This is a genomic window from Desulfonatronum sp. SC1 (assembly GCF_003046795.1).
GTDB lineage: Bacteria > Desulfobacterota > Desulfovibrionia > Desulfovibrionales > Desulfonatronaceae > Desulfonatronum.
This window is the reverse complement of sequence record NZ_PZKN01000011.1, coordinates 85,775-109,170: the sequence shown is the minus strand read 5'-3', so window position 1 is coordinate 109,170 and position 23,396 is coordinate 85,775. Positions and strand designations below refer to the sequence as shown.

At 59.4% G+C, this 23,396-nt stretch carries 23 protein-coding genes and 1 tRNA gene; 4 read left to right on the top strand and 20 right to left on the bottom strand.

Annotated elements, in window-relative coordinates:
• Nucleotides 1–5 precede the first annotated feature (5 nt).
• The 5 genes from zwf to xseB all read right to left on the bottom strand — a co-directional run bounded on the left by zwf (nt 6) and on the right by xseB (nt 5,170).
• On the bottom strand, nt 6–1,592 hold the full coding sequence (gene zwf / locus C6366_RS08145; protein WP_233248430.1) for a glucose-6-phosphate dehydrogenase: 1,587 nt from the start codon (nt 1,590–1,592) through the stop codon (nt 6–8).
• Nucleotides 1,593–1,647: 55 nt separating this feature from the next.
• Nucleotides 1,648–1,848, bottom strand: a complete 201-nt coding sequence (locus tag C6366_RS08140) for a DUF2905 family protein (protein ID WP_107736872.1) — start codon at nt 1,846–1,848, stop codon at nt 1,648–1,650.
• A gap of 13 nt (nt 1,849–1,861) precedes the next feature.
• Nucleotides 1,862–3,910, bottom strand: coding sequence for a 1-deoxy-D-xylulose-5-phosphate synthase (gene dxs, locus C6366_RS08135; protein ID WP_233248429.1), 2,049 nt, complete (start codon nt 3,908–3,910; stop codon nt 1,862–1,864).
• 98 nt (nt 3,911–4,008) lie between these two features.
• Nucleotides 4,009–4,908, bottom strand: coding sequence for a polyprenyl synthetase family protein (locus C6366_RS08130; RefSeq protein ID WP_233248428.1), 900 nt, complete (start codon nt 4,906–4,908; stop codon nt 4,009–4,011).
• Nucleotides 4,889–5,170, bottom strand: coding sequence for an exodeoxyribonuclease VII small subunit (gene xseB, locus C6366_RS08125; RefSeq protein WP_107736869.1), 282 nt, complete (start codon nt 5,168–5,170; stop codon nt 4,889–4,891). The genes C6366_RS08130 and xseB overlap by 20 nt, the downstream gene beginning before the upstream one ends.
• A gap of 541 nt (nt 5,171–5,711) precedes the next feature.
• On the opposite strand from xseB, the gene C6366_RS08120 reads away from it, so the two are divergent.
• A complete protein-coding gene (locus tag C6366_RS08120) occupies nt 5,712–7,304 on the top strand; it encodes a methyl-accepting chemotaxis protein (RefSeq protein ID WP_107736867.1) in 1,593 nt (530 codons plus the stop codon).
• A 125-nt stretch (nt 7,305–7,429) separates the two neighbouring features.
• Here C6366_RS08120 and C6366_RS08115 read toward each other — a convergent pair.
• Nucleotides 7,430–7,505: transfer RNA gene (locus C6366_RS08115), tRNA-Val, on the bottom strand.
• Between the two features lie 169 nt (nt 7,506–7,674).
• Here C6366_RS08115 and C6366_RS08110 point away from each other — a divergent pair.
• Genes C6366_RS08110 through C6366_RS08100 form a run of 3 tightly spaced genes read left to right on the top strand, consistent with a single transcriptional unit; the run spans nt 7,675 to nt 10,090 of the window.
• On the top strand, nt 7,675–8,439 hold the full coding sequence (locus C6366_RS08110; protein WP_107736865.1) for an ABC transporter ATP-binding protein: 765 nt from the start codon (nt 7,675–7,677) through the stop codon (nt 8,437–8,439).
• Nucleotides 8,427–9,626: a SufD family Fe-S cluster assembly protein gene (locus tag C6366_RS08105; protein WP_107736864.1), complete on the top strand. Its 1,200-nt coding sequence runs from the start codon at nt 8,427–8,429 to the stop codon at nt 9,624–9,626. Before C6366_RS08110 ends, C6366_RS08105 begins: the two co-directional genes overlap by 13 nt.
• A 14-nt stretch (nt 9,627–9,640) precedes the next feature.
• Nucleotides 9,641–10,090, top strand: a complete 450-nt coding sequence (locus tag C6366_RS08100; RefSeq protein WP_107736862.1) for a metal-dependent hydrolase — start codon at nt 9,641–9,643, stop codon at nt 10,088–10,090.
• 79 nt (nt 10,091–10,169) lie between these two features.
• Here the strand turns inward: C6366_RS08100 and C6366_RS08095 are convergent, their stop codons facing one another.
• The 14 genes from C6366_RS08095 to fliR all read right to left on the bottom strand — a co-directional run bounded on the left by C6366_RS08095 (nt 10,170) and on the right by fliR (nt 23,030).
• Nucleotides 10,170–11,141: a chemotaxis protein gene (locus C6366_RS08095; RefSeq protein WP_107736861.1), complete on the bottom strand. Its 972-nt coding sequence runs from the start codon at nt 11,139–11,141 to the stop codon at nt 10,170–10,172.
• Nucleotides 11,128–12,039, bottom strand: a complete 912-nt coding sequence (gene ispH, locus C6366_RS08090; RefSeq protein WP_107736859.1) for a 4-hydroxy-3-methylbut-2-enyl diphosphate reductase — start codon at nt 12,037–12,039, stop codon at nt 11,128–11,130. The genes C6366_RS08095 and ispH overlap by 14 nt, the downstream gene beginning before the upstream one ends.
• Nucleotides 12,036–13,073 carry a tRNA-dihydrouridine synthase gene (locus tag C6366_RS08085; protein ID WP_107736857.1) on the bottom strand — a complete coding sequence of 346 codons (1,038 nt, stop codon included), beginning with the start codon at nt 13,071–13,073 and terminating at the stop codon, nt 12,036–12,038. Before C6366_RS08085 ends, ispH begins: the two co-directional genes overlap by 4 nt.
• Complete coding sequence (locus C6366_RS08080) at nt 13,070–14,011, bottom strand: hypothetical protein (protein WP_107736855.1); 942 nt, start codon at nt 14,009–14,011, stop codon at nt 13,070–13,072. The genes C6366_RS08085 and C6366_RS08080 overlap by 4 nt, the downstream gene beginning before the upstream one ends.
• Nucleotides 14,008–14,430, bottom strand: a complete 423-nt coding sequence (locus C6366_RS08075) for a hypothetical protein (RefSeq protein ID WP_107736853.1) — start codon at nt 14,428–14,430, stop codon at nt 14,008–14,010. The genes C6366_RS08080 and C6366_RS08075 overlap by 4 nt, the downstream gene beginning before the upstream one ends.
• Before the next feature lie 47 nt (nt 14,431–14,477).
• Nucleotides 14,478–14,801, bottom strand: coding sequence for a hypothetical protein (locus C6366_RS08070; RefSeq protein WP_107736851.1), 324 nt, complete (start codon nt 14,799–14,801; stop codon nt 14,478–14,480).
• Nucleotides 14,802–15,485 carry a flagellar basal body-associated FliL family protein gene (locus tag C6366_RS08065; protein ID WP_146164795.1) on the bottom strand — a complete coding sequence of 228 codons (684 nt, stop codon included), beginning with the start codon at nt 15,483–15,485 and terminating at the stop codon, nt 14,802–14,804.
• Between the two features lie 167 nt (nt 15,486–15,652).
• Nucleotides 15,653–16,033 carry a chemotaxis response regulator CheY gene (locus C6366_RS08060; protein WP_107736847.1) on the bottom strand — a complete coding sequence of 127 codons (381 nt, stop codon included), beginning with the start codon at nt 16,031–16,033 and terminating at the stop codon, nt 15,653–15,655.
• Complete coding sequence (locus tag C6366_RS08055) at nt 16,033–16,848, bottom strand: FliA/WhiG family RNA polymerase sigma factor (RefSeq protein WP_107736846.1); 816 nt, start codon at nt 16,846–16,848, stop codon at nt 16,033–16,035. The genes C6366_RS08060 and C6366_RS08055 overlap by 1 nt, the downstream gene beginning before the upstream one ends.
• Complete coding sequence (locus C6366_RS08050) at nt 16,802–17,638, bottom strand: MinD/ParA family protein (protein ID WP_107736844.1); 837 nt, start codon at nt 17,636–17,638, stop codon at nt 16,802–16,804. The genes C6366_RS08055 and C6366_RS08050 overlap by 47 nt, the downstream gene beginning before the upstream one ends.
• A gap of 30 nt (nt 17,639–17,668) precedes the next feature.
• Entirely contained in the window at nt 17,669–18,766 is a 1,098-nt protein-coding gene (locus C6366_RS08045) for a hypothetical protein (protein ID WP_107736843.1), read from the bottom strand.
• Nucleotides 18,756–20,861: a flagellar biosynthesis protein FlhA gene (gene flhA / locus C6366_RS08040; protein ID WP_107736841.1), complete on the bottom strand. Its 2,106-nt coding sequence runs from the start codon at nt 20,859–20,861 to the stop codon at nt 18,756–18,758. Before flhA ends, C6366_RS08045 begins: the two co-directional genes overlap by 11 nt.
• A gap of 96 nt (nt 20,862–20,957) precedes the next feature.
• Complete coding sequence (flhB, locus tag C6366_RS08035; RefSeq protein WP_107736839.1) at nt 20,958–22,025, bottom strand: flagellar type III secretion system protein FlhB; 1,068 nt, start codon at nt 22,023–22,025, stop codon at nt 20,958–20,960.
• A gap of 225 nt (nt 22,026–22,250) precedes the next feature.
• Nucleotides 22,251–23,030: a flagellar biosynthetic protein FliR gene (fliR, locus tag C6366_RS08030; protein WP_107736838.1), complete on the bottom strand. Its 780-nt coding sequence runs from the start codon at nt 23,028–23,030 to the stop codon at nt 22,251–22,253.
• Between the last annotated feature and the right edge of the window lie 366 nt (nt 23,031–23,396).

The window sequence follows — 23,396 nt, the reverse complement described above, 5'->3', positions numbered from 1 at the left end:
TGCTGTCATGCGTGGTCCTTGAGGTAATCAGGGTACAGCGTGGCGGCGGCTTCCGGCCCCCAGCCTCCGGCGGGATAGAAGTTGAGATGCTTGGCCCGGTCTCCGCAGGATTCGCACAGTTCCAGGATCGGGGTGAGGTAGGCCCAGCAGAGCCGGACCGCGTCCTGACGCCAGAACAGCATTTGGTCGCCCAGCAGGCAGTCCATGAGCACTTTTTCATAGGCGTCCTTGATGACCGTCTTGCCTTCCTGGTTGTAGTCAAAATTCATGGTCACGGTGCGCAGGATGTTGTTCATTCCTGGAATCTTGGCCTGGAAGGTCAGGTTGATCACTTCGTCCGGCTGGATGCCCAGGATCAGACGGTTGGAGGAAATCCGTTCGCCGAGAATATGCCGGAACATGGCGTGGGGGACGTCCTTGAATTGGATGATGACCCGGGTCAACTTCTTGGTCAGGCGTTTGCCGGAGCAAATATAAAACGGCACGCCCTGCCAGCGCCAGTTGTCGATGTAGGAACGTAGCAAGGCGTATGTGGGGGTGAGGGAGTCCGGTGCGACGTTCTCCTCGTCCCGGTACCCGGGTACGTTCTGGTCACCGATCCGGCCAGCGGCGTACTGGCCCAGGACCAAGTCGCTGAACTTGCCCTGGAGTTCAAAAGGCCTTAGCGAGCGAAAAACCTTGGTCTTGTCGTCGCGTACCGGCTCGTCCTGGAACCGGGCCGGTGGTTCCATGGCCACCAGGGAAAGCAGTTGCATCATGTGGTTCTGAAACATGTCCCGGAGCACCCCGGCCTGCTCGTAGTATCCGGCCCGTTTCTCCACGCCCAGGGTTTCCGCCGCGGTGATGCCCACGTAGTCGATGTAGTTGCGGTTCCAGAGCGGCTCGAAAATGGTGTTGGCAAAGCGAAACATGAGCACGTTTTGCACGGTTTCCTTGGCCAAGTAGTGATCGATGCGAAAGATCTGGTGCTCATCGAAATGTCGGTGCAGCACATCGCTGAGCGTTTTGGCCGATTCCAGGTCGTGGCCAAAGGGCTTTTCCAGAACCACTCTGGACCATTCACGGGTCCTGTCTTTTTCCTGAGCCAAGCCGCTCTGACCGAGCCGGGTGGATATCTCCGGGTAGAGCTGTGGAGGAACGGCTAGGTAGAATAGCGTGTTGCCCTGGGTGCCGAAGAACGCTCCGACGGATTCGAGACGGCGACTCAGGGCCATGTAGTCGTCCGAATTGTCATATTTCAGTTGCTGGTAGCAGGCGGAGCGGAGAAAGGCGTCGCGGTGGTCCTGGTCGCCGTTGTCCGAGGACGGCAGGGAATCTCGGACATGGTCGCGAAATCCGGAATCGTCGAATTCGGTCCGGCTGCAACCGACAATGGCGAAATGTTCAGGAAGGTGCCCTCCGCTGTAGAGGTGGTACAACGCTGGAAAAAGCTTGCGCATGGCCAGGTCGCCGGATGCGCCGAACACGACGATAATGCACGGGGGCAGGTGGCGCCCGGTGCCGCGGTTGGGGTCGGGCATAGCGACGGTTGTCCGGGAATCCGGCTGGGCGGAGGTTTTGACGAACAGATCCCGAAGGTCTTGCGAGGTCATCGGAGTGTTCCCGGTTGGAGTTGGGTCGAGGGCGCGGCGTCGGGCCGGAGATCGGTCAATGACGGAACAGCCAAACCATAACGATCAGGGCCAACCCGACCACGATGGAACTGGTCACGGGCAGGTACAGCCGGAAACTGCCCCGCTGAATCAGAAAATCGCCGGGTAGCCTGCCCAGTCGAAGTTTTCGGAGGAGCGGCCGGAACAAGCCGGTGACGATGAGAAAGACGGTGATCAGGATCAGGAATTTGGACATGCGCTCCGTCGAATCAGCTGTCCTTTTGATTCAGGGGGGCGGCGGCAAAGAGTTCGCCCAGTGCATCCTTGATCCCGGTTTTGTCCAGGCCGAGTTGTTTGCGCAGCATTCGCTGCGGACCGTGCTCCACGAAGACGTCCGGGATGCCCAGCAGGCGGATGCGCTGGTTCCGGAGCACGCCTTGGGCGGCAAACAGTTCCAGCACCGCTGACCCGAAGCCCCCGGCCACAGCGTTTTCCTCCACGATCAGCATCCGGGAGTGCGTTCGGGCCAGCTCCAACAATTGGGCTTCAGGCAGCGGCTTGATGAACCGGGCGTTGAACACGGTGACTTCGCAACCCGTTTCCGCGGACAGTTCTTCGGCGGCTTCCAGGGAGGGGTGCACCCGGCTGCCCAGGGCCACGACCACCGCGTCCCCTCCGTGGCGCAAGGTTTCGCCCTGGGCCGGGGGCAGCGGTGACGGATTATCCAGGGATGGCGAGCCCACGCCCACGCCCCGGGGGTAGCGGATAGCGGCCGGACCGGGGTGGTTCAGGGCCGTGACCAGCATGCGTTGCAGTTCCGCCTCGTCCTTGGGTGCCATGAACAGCAGGTTCGGGATGTGGCGCAAAAAGGAAACATCGAAGACGCCGTGGTGCGTCGCTCCGTCCTCGCCCACCACCCCGGCCCGATCCAGACAGAGGGTCACGGGCAGGTTCTGGAGGCAGACGTCGTGGACCACTTGGTCGTAGGAGCGCTGCAGAAAGGTGGAATAGACCGCCACCACCGGCCTGTAGCCCTGGGAAGCCAGTCCGGCGGCCATGGTCACGGCGTGCTGTTCGCAGATGCCCACGTCGAAGAAGCGGTCCGGATAGGCGTCCGCGAAATAGTTCAACCCGGTGCCTTCAGGCATGGCCGCGGTGATGGCCACGATCTTGTCGTTTTTCGCTGCCAGGTCCACCAGAGTCCGTCCGAAGATTTCCGTATAGGGCGGCAGGCAGGCGGGCATTTTCTTGGCTTCGCCGGTTTCCGGAACAAAGCAGCCCACGCCGTGAAAATAGGTGGGGTTGTTTTCCGCCGGAGCGTAGCCCTTGCCCTTGGTGGTCAGGACGTGGACCAGGACCGGGCCTTCCAGTTCCCGGACTTGCTGGAAAATGTCCACCATGTCCCGCATGTTGTGCCCGTTGATCGGGCCGATGTAGTTGAACTTGAAGGCTTCGAAGATCATCCCCGGAGTGAAGAAGCCCTTGAAGGAGGATTCGCTGAGTCGGGCGTAATTGGCTAGGTCGTCGCCGAATCGTGGGACTTGGCGCATCCAGGTTTCCATCTGCTGTTTGAAGCGCTGCACCCAGCGTTTGGATAGTTTGCGACTGAGAAAGGAGGACAAGGCCCCGACGTTGCGGGAGATGGACATCTCGTTGTCGTTGAGCACCACGGTCAGGTTCACCCCCAGGTCCCCGGCCTGGTTCAGGCCCTCGTAGGCCAGGCCGGCAGTCATGGAGCCGTCGCCGATGATGGCGGCCACGGCATGGTCCTCACCGGCCAGGTCGCGAGCGATGGCCATTCCCAGGGCTGCGGAGATGGAGGTGCTGGAGTGCCCCACGCCGAAATGGTCGAAAGGGCTCTCGGCCATGCGCGGAAAGCCGCTGATCCCGCCCAGGGTGCGCAGGGTGTGGAAACTTTCTCGGCGGCCGGTCAGGATTTTGTAGGCGTAGGCTTGGTGCCCCACGTCCCAGACCAGCCGGTCGCATTCCGGATTGAACACCTTCAGCAAAGCCAGGGTCAGGTCGGTCACGCCCAGGGACGGGGCGAGATGCCCGCCGTTGGCCGAGACCGTGGAGATGATCGCCCGGCGAACCTCCCGGGCCACGGCTTCCAACTGGGCGATGTTCAGCGCGCCGATATCCTTGGGGTGGTTAATGGCGGAGAATAGGGCATGTCCGTCCGGGGGGGCGGTTTGTTCGCGGATTTGGGCCGGTGCTTGCGGTGTCGCGTCGCGGGGGGCGGCGATGGTTTCATCGACGGGATGTTGCAATGGAGCTGCCTCCCTGGGCATGAACGTGGCGTTGGAATGGCTGGACATGGTTCGATCTGTTACGAAGTAGGGCTGTAGTGGTTGAAAAGGATACCCGGTCAGGAGCGAATCGGCAAACGGGAAGACACCTGGTCAAGTCTCTTGGGTCAGGTCGCCCGGGTCAGAATGTACTCGGCCAGTTCCCGCAGGAACCAGACGTGGCGGCGCGTGACGTCCGACAAGTCCGGCGCGTCCGAAAACGCGGCCAGAGCGGCAAGGGCTTGGTCCGTATGCGAGCGGGCCAGGTCCCGGCTGCCTTCCAGGCCGATCAGGGCGGGGTAGGTGACCTTGCCCAGGCCCTGGTCGCTGCCCACGGGCTTGCCCAGGACGGCTTGATCGCCAATGACGTCCAGAATGTCATCCGTGATCTGGAAGGCTCGGCCGATGTGCGTCCCGTAGTCCGCTGCTCGGGCCAAGTCCGCATCTCCGGCTCCGCCCAAGAGCGCCCCGCAGACGCAGGAGGCGCGGATCATGGCCCCGGTTTTGAGTTCCTGCATGCGGGAGAGGTTTTCCACCGTCGCTGTGCCACCGGTCCACTGCATGTCCAGGACCTGCCCTCCAACCATCCCGGCGGCTCCGGCGGCCCGGACCAATTCCCGACCGGCGGCGAGAATCCGTTCGGCCGGGACAGCGCAGGTAAAGAGCAGGCCGAAGGCTTCGGTGAGCAGCGCGTCCCCGGCTAGAATGGCTAGGGCCTCCCCGAAGCGCTTGTGGTTGGAGGCCTTGCCCCGGCGCAGATCGTCATCGTCCATGGCCGGCAGATCGTCGTGGACCAACGAATAGGTATGGATGCACTCCAGGGCCGCGGCCGCCGACAGGACATGCTCCCGATGTGCCCCGGCCATTTCCGCCCAGACCAGGCATAGGACCGGGCGGAGCCGCTTGCCCCCGGCCAGCAGGCTGTATTCCATGGCCTGAAGTAGCGGCTCCGGCACGCCGGGGCGCTTGAGGCACGCGGCCAGAAAATGTTCAACCTCGCTTCCCAGTTCAGAAAGGTATGCTTTCATCATCGTTCTCCGATACAGCGGGTTGCGGGTCGGCGGCGGGATCTTCCGGTTCAAAGGGTTCGAGCAGGCCCTGGGACAGGACCAAGACTTCATTCTTGGCCGATTCCAACTGCTTGCGGCAGGTTTTGGCCAGCACGACGCCTTCCTTGAACAGGGCGACACCGGCTTCAAGCGGCAGATCCTCGTTCTCTAGGCGGGCCACGATGCCTTGCAACTCGGCCAGCCTGGCGTCAAAGCCCGGTTCCTTTTTTTTGGGTGGCATGATTTTTTCCTCAGATGGCTCCGTCGGTCCGGATGAAAACGACATCATCGGGTTGCCGTTGGCAATACCAGTGGGAGGGCGAACACTCAAGGGGGAGACAAGTAGGATGAACAGCCGTGAAGAGATGTGAAAAGTCGAAGCCACGATTCTGGGCTGGAAGGTCCATTTTTTCAGACAGTACGTTTTTTCAGATTGATGCTTTCATGGGGCTTCTTTTTTTTTGAATTTCCTTCCAGAAGAGATGCAATTTTGTCTGCAATCACTCATGATTCACAACCAACAAACTGTAATGGCCGCTTCATGATGTATTATATTGTTGGCATGTTTTTTGGAATGTAAGTTTGTTCCGTGTTTTATGGGCAAGAGATAGGGGGATGGCGAATTCTAACCGATTCTCTCCAACCTCTTATCTTTTCGAGAGAATATCAGACGTTGGTCAGGACTGGGGCATTGCCACTGAATATAGCGTGGTCTAAATGAACGGTTTCTTTTCGTGCGGTGGGACGTGCCTGGATTTCACCATAAAAACGAGGAGTTAAAGATGTTGCAGGTGGTTCGGTCCGTTGAAGGCTTTCGCCTGGCCGGGTTTGGGACGGTTTTGGCCGTTCCCGTGATCGCCGTGGGGCTGTATCTGGCCCAGGCTTCGACCTGGACTATTCTGGCAGTGGTCATCGCTGGATGCGCGTTGCTCGCGCTGTTGATGTGGGGATTTCTTTCCAGGCTGACCGCGGTGCTGCGAAGCAACCAGGCATGCGCTGAGGCCATCGTCGCGGGGAAGTATCACTTTTTGCCTGAGCAGGTAACGGATTCCGGATTGCTTGGGCAAAGTCAGGACGGTCTGCGGGAGATGCTGACCCACCTGAAGCACGAACTGAGCCTGTCCAAAGGCGTGATGCGCAGCATGGTCACGCCTTTCGTGGTCACGGACGTCAATGAGGTCTTCATTTACGGCAATCAGGGACTGATCAGGATGCTGGAGCATGAAGGAAAGCCCGAGAAGTATTACGGGCAGGACGTGTCCATGTTCTTTTACGGGGAAAAGCGGCAGACGGTGTTGGGGATAGCCATGAAGGAGAACCGTTCCATCAGCAAGGAAGTGGAATTCACCGGACGTAAGGGTGGAAAGCGGAACATTCATATCGACGCCGCGCCGCTGTTTGATATCGAAGGCCAATTGATGGGCGCTCTGTGCATCTATACTGACTTATCCGACATTCGAGCTTCCGAGGCCAAATTGTGCGAACAGAACGACATCATTTCCTCCGCGGCGGGCAAGGCCACCGGAGTGTCCAAGTCGTTGGCCGCGGCGGCCGCGGAACTGGCCGCACAAGTGGAGGAGGCGCGTGGAGGTGCGGAGGAGCAGCGATCTCGGACCGCTGAAACCGCCACGGCCATGGAGGAAATGAACGCCACGGTCCTGGAGGTGGCCAGAAACGCCTCCAGTGCCGCTGAAGCGTCGGACCAGGCCAGGGGGAAGGCCATGGAAGGGGCGAAGATTGTGGACGAGTCCGTGGCGGCCATCACCAAGGTGCAGTCCCAGTCCTCGGAAGTGCGGTCGAGCTTGGGCCAGCTCGGCCAGCAGGCCGAACAGATCGGACGGATCATGAACGTGATCGAGGACATTGCGGACCAGACCAATCTCCTGGCCTTGAACGCGGCCATCGAGGCGGCCCGGGCCGGGGACGCCGGACGCGGTTTCGCCGTGGTGGCCGACGAGGTACGCAAACTGGCCGAGAAGACCATGAACGCGACCAAGGAAGTGGGCGACGCCATATCCGCCATTCAGCAAGGCACACGGGACAGCATCACGAGCATGGACCAGGCTGTGGGAACCATCGAGGACGCCACCACGCAGGTTAATCTCTCCGGGCGGTCGCTTCAGGAGATTCTCGGGCTGGCCGAACAGGCCGCGGACCAGGTCCGGTCCATCGCCACGGCGGCTGAGCAGCAGTCCGCCACCAGCGAGGAAATCAATCGCGGGGTGGACGAAATCAACCGGATAGCCTCGGATACCAGCGAGGTCATGAACCAGTCGGCCCGGAGCGTTTCCCAAATGGCTGGCATGGCCGTTGAACTGAATACGATCATCGCTGAAATGCGCGCCCAGGCTCCGGAGGAATGCACGCCGACGTAACCCTCCGTCGGTGAGTGAAGAGAAAGCGGTCCGTATGGCTGAAGGCGCCGGGTGGATCGCTTTTTTTGACGTTTGGAAAGAAAAAGCCCTCCGAAAGGTCTTTCGGAGGGCTTTGCTGTTTTCAGTGGTGGGCGGTCGGGGATTTGAACCCCGGACTTCCACCGTGTGAAGATGGCACTCTAACCACTGAGTTAACCGCCCACGTTCTTTATTATTCAAAACCCTCCCCGTTGGCAAGATGTTTTTTCTCGCCGCCTTCTTTTTCGCCGTCTTTTCGCGGAGTTTTCATCCCTGCGCAACTGGACTTGAATGGGGGATGGGCATACGATGCTTGGCTGGTTGTCATCTACTTGCAGGAGAGGGAAAACTTATGTTGTTGATCGAGGATCTTCGGGTTTCCATCGGCGGCCAGGAAGTGCTCAAGGGCGTCAGCCTGGAAATCAAGGAAGGGGAGACGTTCATCCTGTTCGGCCCCAACGGTTCGGGCAAGACGTCGTTGCTGATGACGTTGATGGGTTTCGCCAACTATACGGTCACGGGCGGAAAAATCACCTTCCGGGGGCACGACATCACCCATGCTCCGATTTATGAGCGAGCCAGGCTGGGCATCGGCGTGTCCTTTCAGCGGCCACCGACGATTCATGGCCTGAAGACGCGCCAGCTCGTGGCCATGTGCGCCCTCCACCGCGACCGGGAGGTGGACGTGGAGGCCCTGGCCCGCAAGCTCAATTTCGACCAGTTCCTGGAGCGGGACATCAATTCCGGTTTTTCCGGGGGGGAAATCAAGCGTTCCGAGTTGCTGCAACTGATGGCCCAGAAGCCCTCCCTGCTGCTGTTCGACGAGCCAGAATCCGGGGTAGATCTGGAAAACATGGCCTTGATCGGGAACACGGTGAGGGAACTGCTCAACGGCTCCCAGGAGCCCAAGCCGGACCAGAGCATGAAGGATCTGCGAGCCAAACGTGAGACATCGGGGCTGATTATCACCCATACCGGATACATTTTGGACTATATTCACGCGGACCGAGGCCAGGTACTCCATAAGGGCGTGTTGTGCTGCCAGGCCAACCCACGCGTGATTTTAGAACATATCGGGAAATTCGGTTACAAGGAGTGCGTACGATGTCTGAATTAGCCGGCAAGCCTCAGGGCGCCGCTCAAAACATTCCCCCGGCCGACGTCTCCAGGTTCGCGTTTTCCGGCAAGGGCGCGGGAATCACGGACATCCGCTCTCTGACTCCGGAGGATAAGGAGCGCCTGCTCATGTCCGGCGTGGACCTGGATATGGCTGGCCGAGGCGGTTCGTATCTCCAGGTGGATGACAAGAGCGTACACTGTGATACCTGTGACCCCAATGTGGAAATCCTGGACATCACCGAGGCGCTGCGGCGATACGACGGTTTGCCGGAGTATTTCTGGAACGCAGTGAAACCGGATCAGGACGACTTCACGCGGATGGCAGCCCGGGAAAGATTGCAGGGAGGCTATTTCATGCGGGCCAAGGCCGGGATGAAGATCGCGGAGCCGGTTCAGTCCTGTCTGTTTATCAAGGGCGAGGCCGTGGCCCAGAACGTTCACAACATCATTGTCGTGGAAGAGGGCGCGGAGTTGCACGTGATCACCGGCTGCGCCACGGCGCACGACCGACAGTCCGCTCTGCATCTGGGCATTTCCGAGTTTTACGTGAAGAAGGGCGGCAAGCTGACTTTCACCATGATTCACAACTGGGGCGAGAAGGTCATGGTTCGGCCGCGCACCGTGGGCGTGGTGGAGGAAGATGGGGAATTCCAGAGCAACTACGTTCTGCTCAAGCCCGTGGAATCCGTGCAGTCTTACCCGTCCATCTATCTGAACGGCCCAAGGGCCGTGGCCCGCTTCAATTCGGTGATAGTGGCTCCCGCCGGCTCACTGGTGGACACGGGCAACCGGATCTACCTGAACGCCCCGGAAACCCGTGGGGAAATTATTTCTCGGACCATCACCACCGGGGGCAAGATCATCGCCCGGGGACACATCATCGGCAGCCACGTCCCGGCCAAGGGACATCTGGAGTGCAAGGGGCTGATCCTGGGCAACGGGATCATTCACGCGATTCCAGAATTGGAAGGCACGGTTTCCGGCGTGGAACTGTCCCACGAGGCGGCTGTGGGCAAGATCGCCCAAGAGGAAATCGAATACCTGATGGCCCGAGGTCTGGATGAGGATGAAGCCACGTCCACCATTGTCCGCGGCTTTCTGAACGTGGAGATCATGGGCCTGCCTGAAAAGCTGCGCCAGACCATCGATAAGACGATTCAGGAGTCGGAAAAAGACATGTTCTAGACGGGAGTGAGGAAATGCCCGGTTTCAAGGCGCACCTGTTCGGAGGTGCGCTTTTTTTTGGTTTGGCTTTGGCCATGGTGCTCTGGCTGGGCGTGTACCGGCCGGATCAGCAAACCCTGCTGTTTTTGGCTTTAATCGCGTTGCTCAGCGCCCTGTTTCCGGATGTGGACACGGATTCCAAGGGCCGGGTGCTGTTCTATGGGGCCTTGCTCGTGATCTACCTTGCCTTGATGATCCAGGGGCGGTTTCGGCTGGCCGCGGTGCTGGGGTTCTGCGCCCTGCTTCCGGCCGTGGGACATCATCGGGGCTGGACCCACACCTGGTGGGCCATGATCCTGGTGCCGCTACCGATCATCATCCTGCCCATGGTCTTCTACGAGCGATCCTTGGCTTCGGTCCTGCCTTTCTATCTCGCCTCGGTGACCGGCTACTGCTCGCACTTGGTCTTGGATCGCGCCTTCTGAATCGGAAAATGAGGTGAAATTCCAAAATATTGTCTCCCTCTCCCTTGGGAGAGGGCCGGGGTGAGGGAGGCAAATCGTCTTAGCCGCTTTCCTGTGATCGAGCCTCAATCAGTGCTCGGGCCCGGCGGGCGAGCTGCGTGACTTCGGGTTTGGAGATCTGGTCGTCCGCCCCGACGGCTTCGCCCTTGTGTCGCAGCTTGTCCGTGATCAGCGACGAGAACAAGATGACCGGCAGGCGTCCCAGGTCCGGATCGTCCTTGATTTTTTTGCACAGTGTCAGACCGTCCATGGTGGGCATTTCGATGTCCGAGATCACGATCTGAACATGATCGGTCAATTTTTGCCCCTTTTCCTTGGCGGCGTGGTTCAGCTTCTGGAGCCGTTCCCAGAGTTCCTGTCCGTGAAAGGTCGTTTCCACCATAAAGCCGGCTTTTTCCAGAAGATCCCGGAGCATGTTCCGGATCAGTGAGGAATCGTCGGCGATCATGGCTTTCAACGTCTTGCCCTGGTGGACCTCCAGATCCAGATCCAGGCGCAGGGCCAGGGCGGGGTTGAGGTCGGCCACGATTTTTTCCAGATCCAGCACGAAGACGATCCGGCCTTCCAGGTTGATCACTCCGGTGATGCAGTCCGAGCTGAAGCTGGCCAGGTACGCACCTGGCGACATGACTTCCTCCCAGTTGATCCGGTGGATGCGGTTGACGCCGGAAACCAGAAACGCGGTGACCACGCTGTTGAATTCCGTGACGATGACCTTGCCGTCCTCGTCGCCTTCCTGGGGCGGAACCTTGGTCTTGCCGAGCCAGACGCTGAGATCCACCAGCGGAATAATGGAGGAGCGAAGGTTGAACGCACCCAACACTGAAGGGTGAGACAGCTGCGGCATTTCAGTGACTTTGGGCATGCGGATTATTTCCAGCACCTTGGCCACGTTTACCGCGTAGTGTCCATGGTAGGTCTCCGTCTCGCCGGGGGGCTGCTCCAGCAGGGTGAACTCCACGACCTCGAGTTCGTTGGTTCCGGCTTCCAAGAGAATCTTATTTTGGCTCACGGGTTTCTCCCTCTAGAGGTTGGATGAATGATGGGCGATTTGAAAGTAACATGGTTTCCAAGCGTTGGACAACCGCCTGGATTACGTTTTTGGGCGTGGAGGCACCGGCGGTGATGCCGATGGCGTTCAAGCCTCGAAGCTGGTCGAGGGGCAACTCGTCCGCGATTTCCACGTGATGACAACGGATGCCGGCTTGTTCAGCCACCTGGACCAGCCGCCGGGTATTGCCGCTCTCGCGTCCGCCGACCACGACCATGGCCTGGACCTGTCCGGCGATGACACGTGCTTCTTCCTGGCGATTCATGGTCGCCGCGCAAATGGTGTCCAGGACCGGAATGTCCGGATCAAGCCGTCGTCGCAACAGCTCGGCCATCCGGGCGTACAGTTCCTGGTCCTGGGTGGTCTGGGCCGCCAGAAAGCAGGGGCCGAGCCGGTCCTGGAGCAGTTCTTCAAGTCCTTCCTCCGAATCCACGACACATGCCCCGTTGGCGGCATAGCTGAGCAGGCCGCGCACTTCCGGATGATCCGCCTCGCCTAAAAGAATCATCAAGCGGCCCTGGGCCGCTTGTCTGGCGATGAGCACTTGAGCCTTCTTGACCTTGGGGCAGGTGGCGTCGACCAGAAGCACGCCTCTGGTTTGCAGCGCGGCTTCGATGTTTCGGGGAATGCCGTGGGCTCGGACGACCACGGTCTGGCCCGGGGTGAGGGCTTCCGGGTCGTTGATCTGAGTCACGCCCAAGGCCGCGTATTCCTGGAGAACCTGGGGGTTGTGGATGATCGGCCCTAGGGTGCAGACCTCGGATTTTTGGTCCGGGCCGTGAAGCAGAGAGTCCAGTTTGCGCAGGGCCATGTCCACGCCCATGCAAAAGCCGGCGGTTTGGGCCAAGACAATGTTCATGTTGCGTCCTTGGGAGGGAGGTCGGTCGTTTCACTGAGCGCGAACGTGAGTTCGTCGAGCAAGTTTTCGAGCTGGGTCCAGGATTCGATTTGGGTCAGTTGGGCGCGAAGAGATTTGGCACCGGCGAACTGGCGCAGATAGCGCGGGGCGATGGTGCGCATGGCTAGCAGGGCGCGGCGGTCGTCCTGGTGCGCTCTGGCCAGTTCCATGTGCCGCCGGACGACATCCAGGCTGTAAGTCGGGGTGGAATGAAAGGTCTGTCCGCCCCGCCCCGCCCCACCGATCGGCCCCAAGGCCAGGAACTTGCGGAAAATCGCAGGATCCCACAATGCGCCGCGGGCGAACATCACGCCGTTGACCCCGGTTTGCTCCAGGCAGCGCCAAGCGTCCTCGGCCGTGAACAGATCGCCGCTGGCAATGATCGGTACGGCGACGTGCTCCCGCAACGAGGCCAGACGATCCCAGTCCGCGCGCCCGGAAAAGCCTTGGGTGGCCCAGCGGGGGTGCAGGGTCAGCCAGGCCACGCCGAGGTCTTCCAGTCTCTTGGCCAGATCCGGCAGAACATCCTCTCCTGGGCGCCATCCCAGGCGCAGCTTTACGCCCACCCGACCTTCCCCGGCCTTGGCGACCATGGTCGCGACGATGCGGATCAGGGTCTCCGGTTCGCGAAGCAGCGCGGCCCCGCTGCCGGTCTTGGTCACCTTGGGCACGGAACAGCCGGCATTGAGGTCGAAGTGGCACGCGCCCCGCTCCAACAGGAGGTCCATGGCTTGGCCCAAGGTCTGGGCGTCCGGGCCGTAAAGCTGAACCACCAGTGGATTGTCCTCGACATTGGTGGCCAGGATGCGTTCCGTGGCCGTGTTGTTGTAGATCAGGCCCTTGGCGCTGACCATTTCCGTACAGGCCGCGGCGCACCCCTGCTCCCGGCAAAGCAGGCGAAATGGCAGGTCCGAGAATCCGGCCAGGGGGGCTAGCCAGGGGTATTCCGGAGCAATGGGCAAGGGAGGATATGTCGGTGACGTGGAGTGGGTCATACTTTGATATGCAACCGGGGGCGTCCCGGGATCGAGGCGAGCAACAAGCGCGGGAGGAGGCCGGAATGGTCTCCCGAAGGCAGTGGCTTGACGCCCTGAAAGGAAAGCGCCCCGGATTCAGGGCGGGGAAAGGCCCGGAGAAGCCATTTCGAGACGGAAGCGATGGTACGCGACGGGATGGCCTCCAAGTTCAGGTGCAGGGTCCAACCCTGGTGTTGGGCCTGATGGGCTCCGGGCAGCACGAAATGGACCTCCAGTTGCCCGAGGACCGGATGCGTACAGAAGAAAACGGCTTGAGGGGCGGATGGTCCGGAGTCCTCCTGACCGGGAGGGCACGGGGGGCCACCGAGGAGCAGCCCGGCCCCGCGTACCCGGTCGACCAGCCAAGGCAGGACGAAGAATCGGCCGATTCCCCTGGCGGTGAGCTCCGTGTTGATCGGCTCCTGGGCCGCGTGGAGGCGGTGGAGGTCCTGGCGTGCTTCGGGGCGTTGGTCTAGGAGCCTCCGCCAAGCGGCCAGGCGAGCGGCCCAGCTTTGAGCAGCGTTTGGAGCTGTGCCTTGGGCTTGTTCGAGATAGTCTGTGGCCTGTGGAACGGACGACCAGAGGGAGGCCAGAGATGTTTCCAGGCGGCTCTGTTCGGTCCAGAGACGTTGGAGCAGGGGAAAGGCTTCGGGCAGGCCGGAGGAGGACAGTTCTTGCAGAATGATGTCCGGGATGAGTTGCTTGACCAGAAAGTGCAAGCGCTTGCCGACTTCGGGCCGTGAGGCCATGCTGGCCAGCAGCTTGGTCCCTTGAAAGTCCACCCAGCCGATGCCCGGACCGTCCCAACCCAGAAACGTGCCGGAAATCATTTCGCCGAGGCGATTGTCGGCGCGAAAGCGTTCCACCCGTTCAGGAGTCGCGTGGAACGGGAGGGTTGGTCCGCTCCAGCGCCTCATGACGATCCGCCCTGCTCCAGAATCAGTTCGATTTCCTCGGTGCTCAGACCCGTGGACTGGGCCAGGGCTTTGATAGAGCGGCCCTTGCGGTGTCCGGACAGAATGATCTGGCGCAGAAATTGGGGGGACTGGGCGAGACCCTCGGCCTGCTGGAGCAGATTGCGGAGCTGCTTTTCCCGTTCGGCGAGCTGCGTCTCCAGGTGCAGCAGTTCGGTTTGCCGCTCCGCGAAATTGTTCAGGAACTGCTGCTCTAGGTCCACGCTTTTATCGATCTTGCTCAGGAATTCATTCTGACCCTTTTGCAGCTTGGCCAGAAGCTGTTCGGAACGACGCAGGCGAAAAAAGAATGTGATCACCCCGGCCAGAAGGGCCACTTCCAGCAGGCTCAAGACGAGTATGATCCAGTATGAGGTGTGCATGGTTCCTGATCGTGAAAGAACAGCTTTTCAATCGCCTGCGTACATATTCAGATTTTGAGGTTCACAATCTGGCCGGACCAGGGGTCTTTTCCGGCCTGCGGCTCTTCGTCCGGTTCCGCCTGACGCCGGTGATCCCGACGGGGTTGGCGGCCGCTCCGACTTTGGTCCTGTTCATCCTCAGGGCGGACTTGAAAAGACTCCTCGGTCTTCTTCACCTCGGGGATCCGCTCTCGCTCCTTTTTCAAGGCTTCCTGCATCAGACTTCCCGCCAAGGCCTGCTGCATGGCCGGCCGATCCTGCTCGGCCTGGATCATCTTGCCGACCTTGGGCAGCAGGGAAAGGAGCACGGGAAGCTGAACCTGTTGGACCATTTAGCGCACCAAATACTCCTTGATCAGAATGTCGGTCAGCGGGTGGCTCAGGTGCTGGTTCATGACCGACATCAGGTCCGTCTTCAACGCGTCGGCGGCATCCTCGCGCTTGATTTCTGGAATCGGACGGTTGTTCAAAAAATAATATGCCGCGTCCCGAAGAATGATCTCCTTGCGCTGGACTTCCACGTAGCTTGTCGAGCCTTCCGTGACCAGAACCAAGTGCAAGGTCAGAAACATGACGTCCTCGCCCTGGGTGTAGGCGACCCAGAACGGCTTGAGATCGACGGTGTACTTCTCGGGCTTGGGCTCGGGGGCGGGCTGGGGTTGCTGGAGCGGTTCCGGTTCCGGGATCTTTGGCTCCGGTGGCGGAGGCCGCGTGAGCCAGAAGGCCAGACCGGCCAGCAGGAGAGCGGCGACGACACCGCCGATGATCAGCATCAAGCGGGAAGACTTTTCGGGCTTTGGCTCTTCCTCGACCTTCCCGGCTTCAGGCTCTTCCGGCTCGTCCTCTGTTTCCGGGGGGGCTTCGTCTTCAATATCGTCCAGAAAAGGAGCGTCGTCCAGGTCCAGAGTGACCTTTTGAGCTGCCTGGGCCGACTTGGGCTCTTGATCGAGGATCTCCTCGTCCCGTTCCAACGGGTTGACTTCATTGGGCGGTGGAGCGGGAGGTGGTTTGGCCATGGCGGATGCCTTTGGGTGATCCTCGTTCGGGTTGCTAGGCTGTTTTCCGCGGGTTCGATGTTCATGTTCGCAGTGGAGCGCATCCGGGCTCCATGCCCTCTGTTCGGACGCGTTCGATCATCGGTGAGGAACGCAAAGCGCGGCGGGTTGTGACGGAAAACGGGATATTATGCAAAAATCTTGTCGATCTTCTGGCCGAGGGTCTCCGGGGTGAACGGTTTGACGATATAGTTGGAAACCTTGGCCTGGACCGCCTCGATGATGTTCTCCTGAAGGCCTTCCGCAGTGACCATCAGAAACGGGACATCGCCGTATTCCTCGCTGGCCCGGACCTTGCGCAGCAGTTCGATGCCAGTCATTTTGGGCATGTTCCAGTCCGAAATCACGAAATCGATCCGTTCCTTGTTCAGGACTTCCCAGGCCGTGGTTCCGTCGTCGGCTTCGACAATATTCGTGAATCCTAATTGGCGCAAAATGTTTTTGATGATTCGTCGCATCGTCGAAAAGTCGTCGACGACGAGAACGCGCATGCTTTTGTCGTAACCCATCAGGCTTGTCTCCTTTTTTTCGTTTGGTGAGGGGTGGATGCTTGGAATTTCGCGAATTTGTCCCGGAGTTTGCCCAGGGCCTGGGAGTGCAATTGGGAAACGCGGCCCTCGGTGATGTTCATCACCAGGGCCGTCTCCCGCATGTTCAACTCGTCGGCGTAGTACAGAGAGAGAACCATCTGCTCCCTTGAGGTCAATTCATCGATAAGTTGCGCGAGTTTGTCAATCAATTGTTGGTGCAGGGTATGGGAGAAGGGGTCGTTTTTCGTGGTGCTCGTGGAACGAAGAAAATGGTCCTCAAGACCGTCCAGACTTATACAGACTTGATTTTGCAGGGCTTCCAGACCTTCCTGGACTTCTTTGGCGCTTAGGCCGGTCATTGTTTTGAGTTCTTCGGCGGTGGGGACGCGACCGGAGTGCTGCTCTACATTGCGAATGCTTTCATCCAATATCCGGACTCTCTGGCGCAAGCCACGGGTAAACCAGTCCATGCGTCGCAGCTCGTCAAGCATGGCCCCCTTGATTCTGTTTTCCGCGTAGGTCTCGAACTTTATGCCCAAGCTCACCTGGAATTTTTCCAGGGCTTCGATCAGACCGAGGCTGCCGGCGCTGATCAGTTCTCCCAGCTCGATGTGCTGGGGGAGCTTGGCCTTCATGCGCAGGGCGATGATTTTTATCTTCGGGGCATAGTGCGTGACGATGGACCCGCGGACCTCGGGATCGGCGGCGCTCCACGCCAACCGCCCATCCTCAAAGCGCTGCCAGTCGTCAGTTGTTGAAGAGGAGTTTTTTCCAGAAGAATTTGATATTGCCATCGGTTTTGGCTGTTTGCGGCCAGGCCAGGATGTTCTCGGCGATTTTTCTCACGGCCAGGGCGGCTGGCGAGGATGGTAGGGTGTGGCAGAACGGCACTTGCCGGATAACGGATTGGCGGACCGCCGGATCCTGGGGCAGGAACCCAATCAGGTCCACGGAAACCCCGTCGAGAAATTTGTCGCAGGCTGCGGCCAAGCGCTGGAACGTCTGTTTGGCCTGTTTGGAGTCCGTGGTCATGTTCACGACCACCCGGAATCTGTGGACGCCGTGTTTGTTATGCAAGACCTTGATCGTGGCGTAAGCGTCGGTTAATGCCGTGGGTTCCGGGGTGAGGACCAGTATCCGTTCCTGCACGGCCAAGTTGAAGTACATCACATTATCCCCGATCCCGGCCCCGGTGTCCACAATCAGAATGTCCGTCTCCTGCCCCAAGGGCTCCAGGGCTTCGATCAGCTCCAGTTTTTGACCGGTGGACAGCTTGAGCATTTCCGGCACCCCGGAGGACGCGGGCAGGATGGAAAAGCCGTACTCCGTGGGAACCAGTACTTGGTCCAGCTTCTTTTCATCGTACACGAGGTGAAAGATGTTGTACTCCGGGGCCAGCCCCAGAAGGATGTCCACGTTGGCCAGCCCCAGATCCGCGTCCATCAACAAAACCCGTTTCCCCATCTTGCCGAGGGTGTAGGCCAGATTCACGGAGAGGTTGGTCTTGCCCACCCCGCCTTTGCCGGAAGTTACGGAGAGAACGAGGGGGTTGCGTTCGTGTTTGTGTTCTTGGGTGCGCGTCATGGTTTCCTCGCGAATACGTGAAGTTCGTCGTCAGTGCAAAGGTTTTTCCGGCCCGCCGCCGATGGTCCTGGGCAGGCGGTGGGTGAAGACCAGTTTCCAGAGGTTTTGGTGATCCGCCGGGGCCAGACTGGAACTCAGCGACGTGCCGTAGGACAGGGCAGATACGGGGAGCCGGGTGGAGTAGCCCAAGTTTACCAGGGAGCCGTAGGTTTCCGCCTCGTCCAGCTTGGTCCAGATCAGGCTGGAAAGGGCCGGGACTTGGAATTTTTCAATAAATCGCTGGAGAATCGTGTTGGAATAATGGGGGCTGAGGACCAAATGCACGGCGCAGTTGCCCTTCAGGGATATCTCCTTGTCCATCAGCCAGGCGTCGAGATGGTCTCCCGCCGGCAGGCCGGGCAGGTCGATGAAGATCATGTCGTAGGCTTCGCGGTGCAGGTGGCGCCAATCCTCGGGCGAGCGCAGATCCACGAAGGGAAATTCTCCCAATTCCGCGTAATGTTGCAGCAACAAACGACCCTTGCCGTGATGCTGGTCCGCGTTGGCCAGGGCGATCCTGCGGTTGGGAAATTCCCGGCGCAGGTTTAGAGCTAGGCGTAATAGGGACGAGGTTTTGCCCGAGCCATACGGGCCGACGAAGGCGTGCAGCTTTTCCGGCCAGTGCCGTCCGGTCCAGGGTTTGACGGCTACTATGGTCCGCAACTCCTCCAGGATGGATTTATCCGGTGCGTTTTTCATGGCTCGCCACAGGTGCATGGCCACCTCGGGCAGGACTTCCTCCCTTTCCAGATATTCCAGAGCCTGGCGCTGGCGGGGAGAAAGCAGATTGTAGTCAGCCTGGGGCTTGAGGACGCTGAACAGATGTTCCTTGAGACACGACCACTCCTGGTGCATCTGCTTCCAGCCCGGATAGGCCCCGCCAGAAGGGGTGGCGATATCCGGCTGTTCGGGATTCGTGAGCCGGTTTCCCACGGACGGCGGCTCCAGGGCAGCCATGATTTCACAGCAGGGTCTACCATTTTCTGTTCCGTTCTGGGTGCTGAGAATGACCGCGTCCGGCCCCAGTTCGGCGCGGATTTGCTTGAGCACGGTCCGCGTGTCCGGTCCGCGAAAGGTCTTAACCTGCATTGGCCATCCTCACCGTTGCCGCGGATTGCAGATTGATCCCCGCGGGGATTTCGGCCTGGGAAATGATGGGCAGCGTGGGGATGAAGCGGGTGATGAGCTGGGCGAGATGCGAGCGCAAGCTGGGCGTTGTCAGCACCACGGGCTGGCCCTCGCCGACCATGGCCTGTTCCATGGCTGATTGCAGGCCCTGGATCAGTTTCTGGCCGTGGCCGGGGTCGATGTTCAGGTAGGTCCCTTGTTCGGTCTTGCGCAGGTTCTCCTGAAGCAGACGCTCCCAGTCCTGGTCCAGGATGATCACCGCGAGATTGCCGCCTCCGGCAAGGTAGGGTTTTACGATGGTCCGGGCCATGCGGCCGCGGACGTATTCCGTGAGCAGCTCCGGATCCTTGATGGATGGGCCGAAATCGGCCAGGGTTTCCACGATGGTCAACATATCCCGAATGGAAACCTGCTCGCGGACCAGGTTCTGCAGCACTCGCTGTACGGTTCCCAGGGGCATGATCCCCGGCACCAGCTCTTCCACGGCCTTGGGCGCGCGCTTGGCCAGGTTGTCCAAGAGGGACTGGACTTCCTGACGGCCCAGGAATTCGTGCAGGTTGCGACGGAAGACCTCGGTGATGTGGGTGGCGATGACCGTGGACGGGTCCACCACGGTGTACCCGGCGAGCATGGCCTCGTCTTTTTGCTTGTCCGGGATCCACAGGGCCGGCAGGTTGAAGGCCGGCTCCTGGGTTTCCACGCCCTGGATGCGGTGTTTGGCATCGCCGGGGTCCATGGCCAGAAAGTGGTCGATGAGTATTTCCGCGGACGCCACTTGGTTGCCCTTAATCATGACCACGTACTGGCCGGGCTTGAGCTGCAAGTTGTCGCGAAGATGCAGCGAGGGAATGATCACGCCCATATCCAGGGCGAACTGTCGGCGGATGGAGCGGATGCGGGCCAGCAGGTTGCCGTTCTGGTCCTCGTCCACCAGAGGGATCAGGCCGTAGCCCACTTCCAGCTCCAGGGCGTCGAGAGGCAGTAATGCCTGAACTTCTTCCGGAGTGTCCAGGCTGGGGGCCGGTTTTTTTTGCGCTTCTTCCGCGGCTTGACCGGATTCGGCCTGGATTCTTCCGGCAACAACCGAGATGCCGTAGGTCATTCCCGCGAAAAGCAGGAACATCATGGTCGGCATCCCCGGGACCAGTCCCAGGATCAGGAGGATCGCGGCGACCAGACGCAGGGCCTTGGAGTGCAGGGTCAACTGGCCGAGGAACTCCTGGCCCATGTCCGCTTCCGCGGCGGCACGGCTGACGATGATGCCAGCGGAGGTGGAGATGATCAGCGAAGGGATCTGGGCCACCAGGCCGTCGCCGACGGTCAGGATGGTAAAGGTGGCCGCGGCATCGCCCCAGTCCATGCCATGCTGGAAAACGCCGATGAACAGACCGCCGACGATGTTGACGGCGGTAATGATCATGCCGGCTTTGACGTCCCCCGAGACGAACTTGGCCGCGCCGTCCATGGCTCCGTAAAAATCTGCTTCCTTGCGAATTTTTTCACGGGATAGTTTGGCCTCGGTCTCGTCGATCAGGCCGGCGTTTAAATCCGCCTCGATGGCCATCTGTTTGCCGGGCATGGCGTCCAAGGTGAACCGGGCCGCAACTTCGGCGATGCGTGTGGTACCGGTGGTGATGACCATTTTATTCAGAATGAAGATGACCAGAAAGATAATCACTCCGATGACGTAGTTCCCGCCGACCACGAACTGGCCGAAGGCTTCGATCACCTTTCCCGCGGCTCCAGGCCCCTGGTCGCCGTTGAGCAGAATCAGACGGGTGGAGGCCACGTTCAGGGCCAGTCGGAGCAGCGTGGTTACCAGGAGCAGGGAAGGGAAGATCGAAAATTCCAGGGGAGAGCGCATGTACATGGCCGAAAGCAACACCACGAATCCCAGGGAAATGCTCAGGGTGAGCATGGCGTCCAGGATGATCGTGGGCATCGGGATGAGCATCACGAACAGGATGGTCACCACGCCCCCGGCCAGGAAGATGTTCCCGTATCCGGAGAAACGGGAGTAATCGATACTGGTGAGATTGATCGCGGCTTGAGCCATGGTTTTGACGCTCGTCCTTCAGGGCTGGATGCGCTGTTTACAGTAAACTTTCAACATGTTGCGAGAGTTACTCGTCGGATTCGCCTTGCCCGGCGATTACCTGCGCCGGAATTTTGGCAACTGGGCCAGGATGGAGGCCACGGCCTGGAACAGTTCCTCGGGAATCGCTTGGCCGACATCAACGCTTTTATACAAGGCCTGTGCCAGAGGCTTGTTCTCCCGGATGGGGATATTGTGCTCCTGGGCGATGTCGCGGATTTTGGCGGCCATGAAGTCCGCTCCCTTGGCCAGGACCATGGGCGACGGGGCCTCCAGCGGGTTGTAGCGTAAGGCGATGGCCAGGTGGGTCGGGTTGGTGATAACCACGTCAGCCTTGGGTACGCTTTCCATCATCCGTTTTTGCATCACGGCCAGCATTTTTTGACGCTGTTTGTTCTTGATGGCCTGGTCGCCTTCGGCCTGTTTTCGTTCGTCCTTGACCTCGTCCTTGGTCATCTTCAGGTTTTCCTCGTAATCCCAACGGGTATAGGCCAAATCCGCGATGCTGATGATCAGCATGGGCACCAGGGCGTACATGACCATTTTTGCGCCGGTGGTCAGCATATAGGCGGCAACGTACAGCGCATCCTGGTAGAAAAGGGGAATAAAATTTGGGGACTCCATTTTCAGCACAAGATAGGGAGCGAACCCCACGGCAATGGCCATTCCCAGGCTGCGCAGCAGGCGGACTACAGTCTGGGTGCTGATGAGCAACCGTTGGATTCCGGCGACGATATCCAGTTTTTTCCAGAAATTGGACAGTTCAAAGACTTTCAGGGTCCAAAGATGGCCGACTTGCAGGCGCACGGTCAGAAACGCCACCAGCGCGCAGGTGAACATCACCGGCAGCACCATTACCGCGATGCGCCAGGAAACCGTCTGAAAGAGCAGGTAGACGGTTTCCGGGGTGAACTCGGTGAGCAGGTTGTCGCTGAACGTCCAGATGAAGAGGTCGTGCATCTGGTTGACCATGATCTGGACCATGAACAGCAAAGCAAGGAAGCCCCCCAAAAGCACCGTGACCTTGGGCAGTTCCTGGCTTTTGGGAACATTGCCCTTTTCCCGCGCTTTGTCGCGTTGTTTTGGGGTGGCTTGTTCGGTTTTACTCGGATCGCTCTGGGGCATGGTTCGGCCTCAAGTTTCTTTTCTTTATGTTTATCACTACAGCGACAATTCAGTGTCTGAGCAGGGTTAACCACGGGGCACACGGGGATCACGGGGAAAGAAAACCTAGTTTAACGTTAAAATGCTCCCCGTGCCCCCTGTGTTTCCCGAGGTAAAATCTTCAGCGGCCTTGATTGATCCCCAAAAATATCAATGTGTTGTTGTGAGCAGCAATGTGGGTTTTGCTCAGCGCCCGCTGAGCATGACGCCTTGGAACATTGACCCGAGCATCAGGATGAAGTCCTGTACGTAGATGCCCATGATAGTGAACATGGTGCCGAGAAAGAGAAATCCTACGGCGATTTTCAGAGGAAAGCCGACGAAGATCACGTTCATCTGCGGCGCGGCCTTGGCCACCAGGGCCAGGGCCAGGTCGATCAGGAATAGGGCCACCATCACCGGACTGGCGATCTTGACCGCCAGAATGAATATCTGGCTGGAAAAACGGATCATTTGATCGGAAAGATCCGGCGTGAGCAGCAGCCCGCCCGGAGGAACCAGGCTGAAGCTGTGGGTCAGGGCGTGGAGCAGGTGCAGGTGCCCGTTGAGACTTAGAAAAATGAGCAGGGAGGTCATGTACAGGAAGTGAGCGGTCACGGCCATGCTGACCCCGGAACTGGGATCCACCACACTGACCATGGCAAAGCCCATTTGAAAACCGACCAACTGCCCGCCGGTCTGGATGGCGGCGAACAGCACACGGACGATCAGTCCCAGAGCCAGGCCCAGGATTAGTTCTCCCAGGATCATCAAAGCGATCATGAACGGGTGGGCCGGGAAATAGTCCGCGGAAAACGCCAAGTGCGGCCACAGCCCCAGAGCCAGAACCAGGCACAAGGCCGCCTTGGCCGGCAGGGGGATGTTTTCGCCGCCGAAAAACGGCAACATGAAGACGATCAGGCTGATTCGGAACAGCGTCAGAAAGAAGCTGAGGTAAATCCTGGGATCAAAGGAGAACAGGTCCATGGGTGGACCAAAGCAAGTTTTGGACCATTGAGAATACTCTCTCCGGTCATGGGACGAAAGAATGGGAATTCAGAATCAGAGTGCGAGAGAATTGATAGTATGTCAGATATGCGGTGAATATTTGTGAGTTTTTGATTAAATTTGAGATAGGACCGTTTCTTTGCTATTTGTAAAGATTTCATTGCATAGCGTCAGCAAAGAAAGACTGATATCGAAGCAACCTACATGTAGTGGTGAAGAATGGTGACAATCCAGACCGTCGAGGCTGACACCGCTGAGACTCTTATCAACCGCGCGGACGGAGGGCTTTATGAAAGCTAAAGAATTGGCGTATCAACTCAGCAGAATCGGATAAGAAGACCTGGA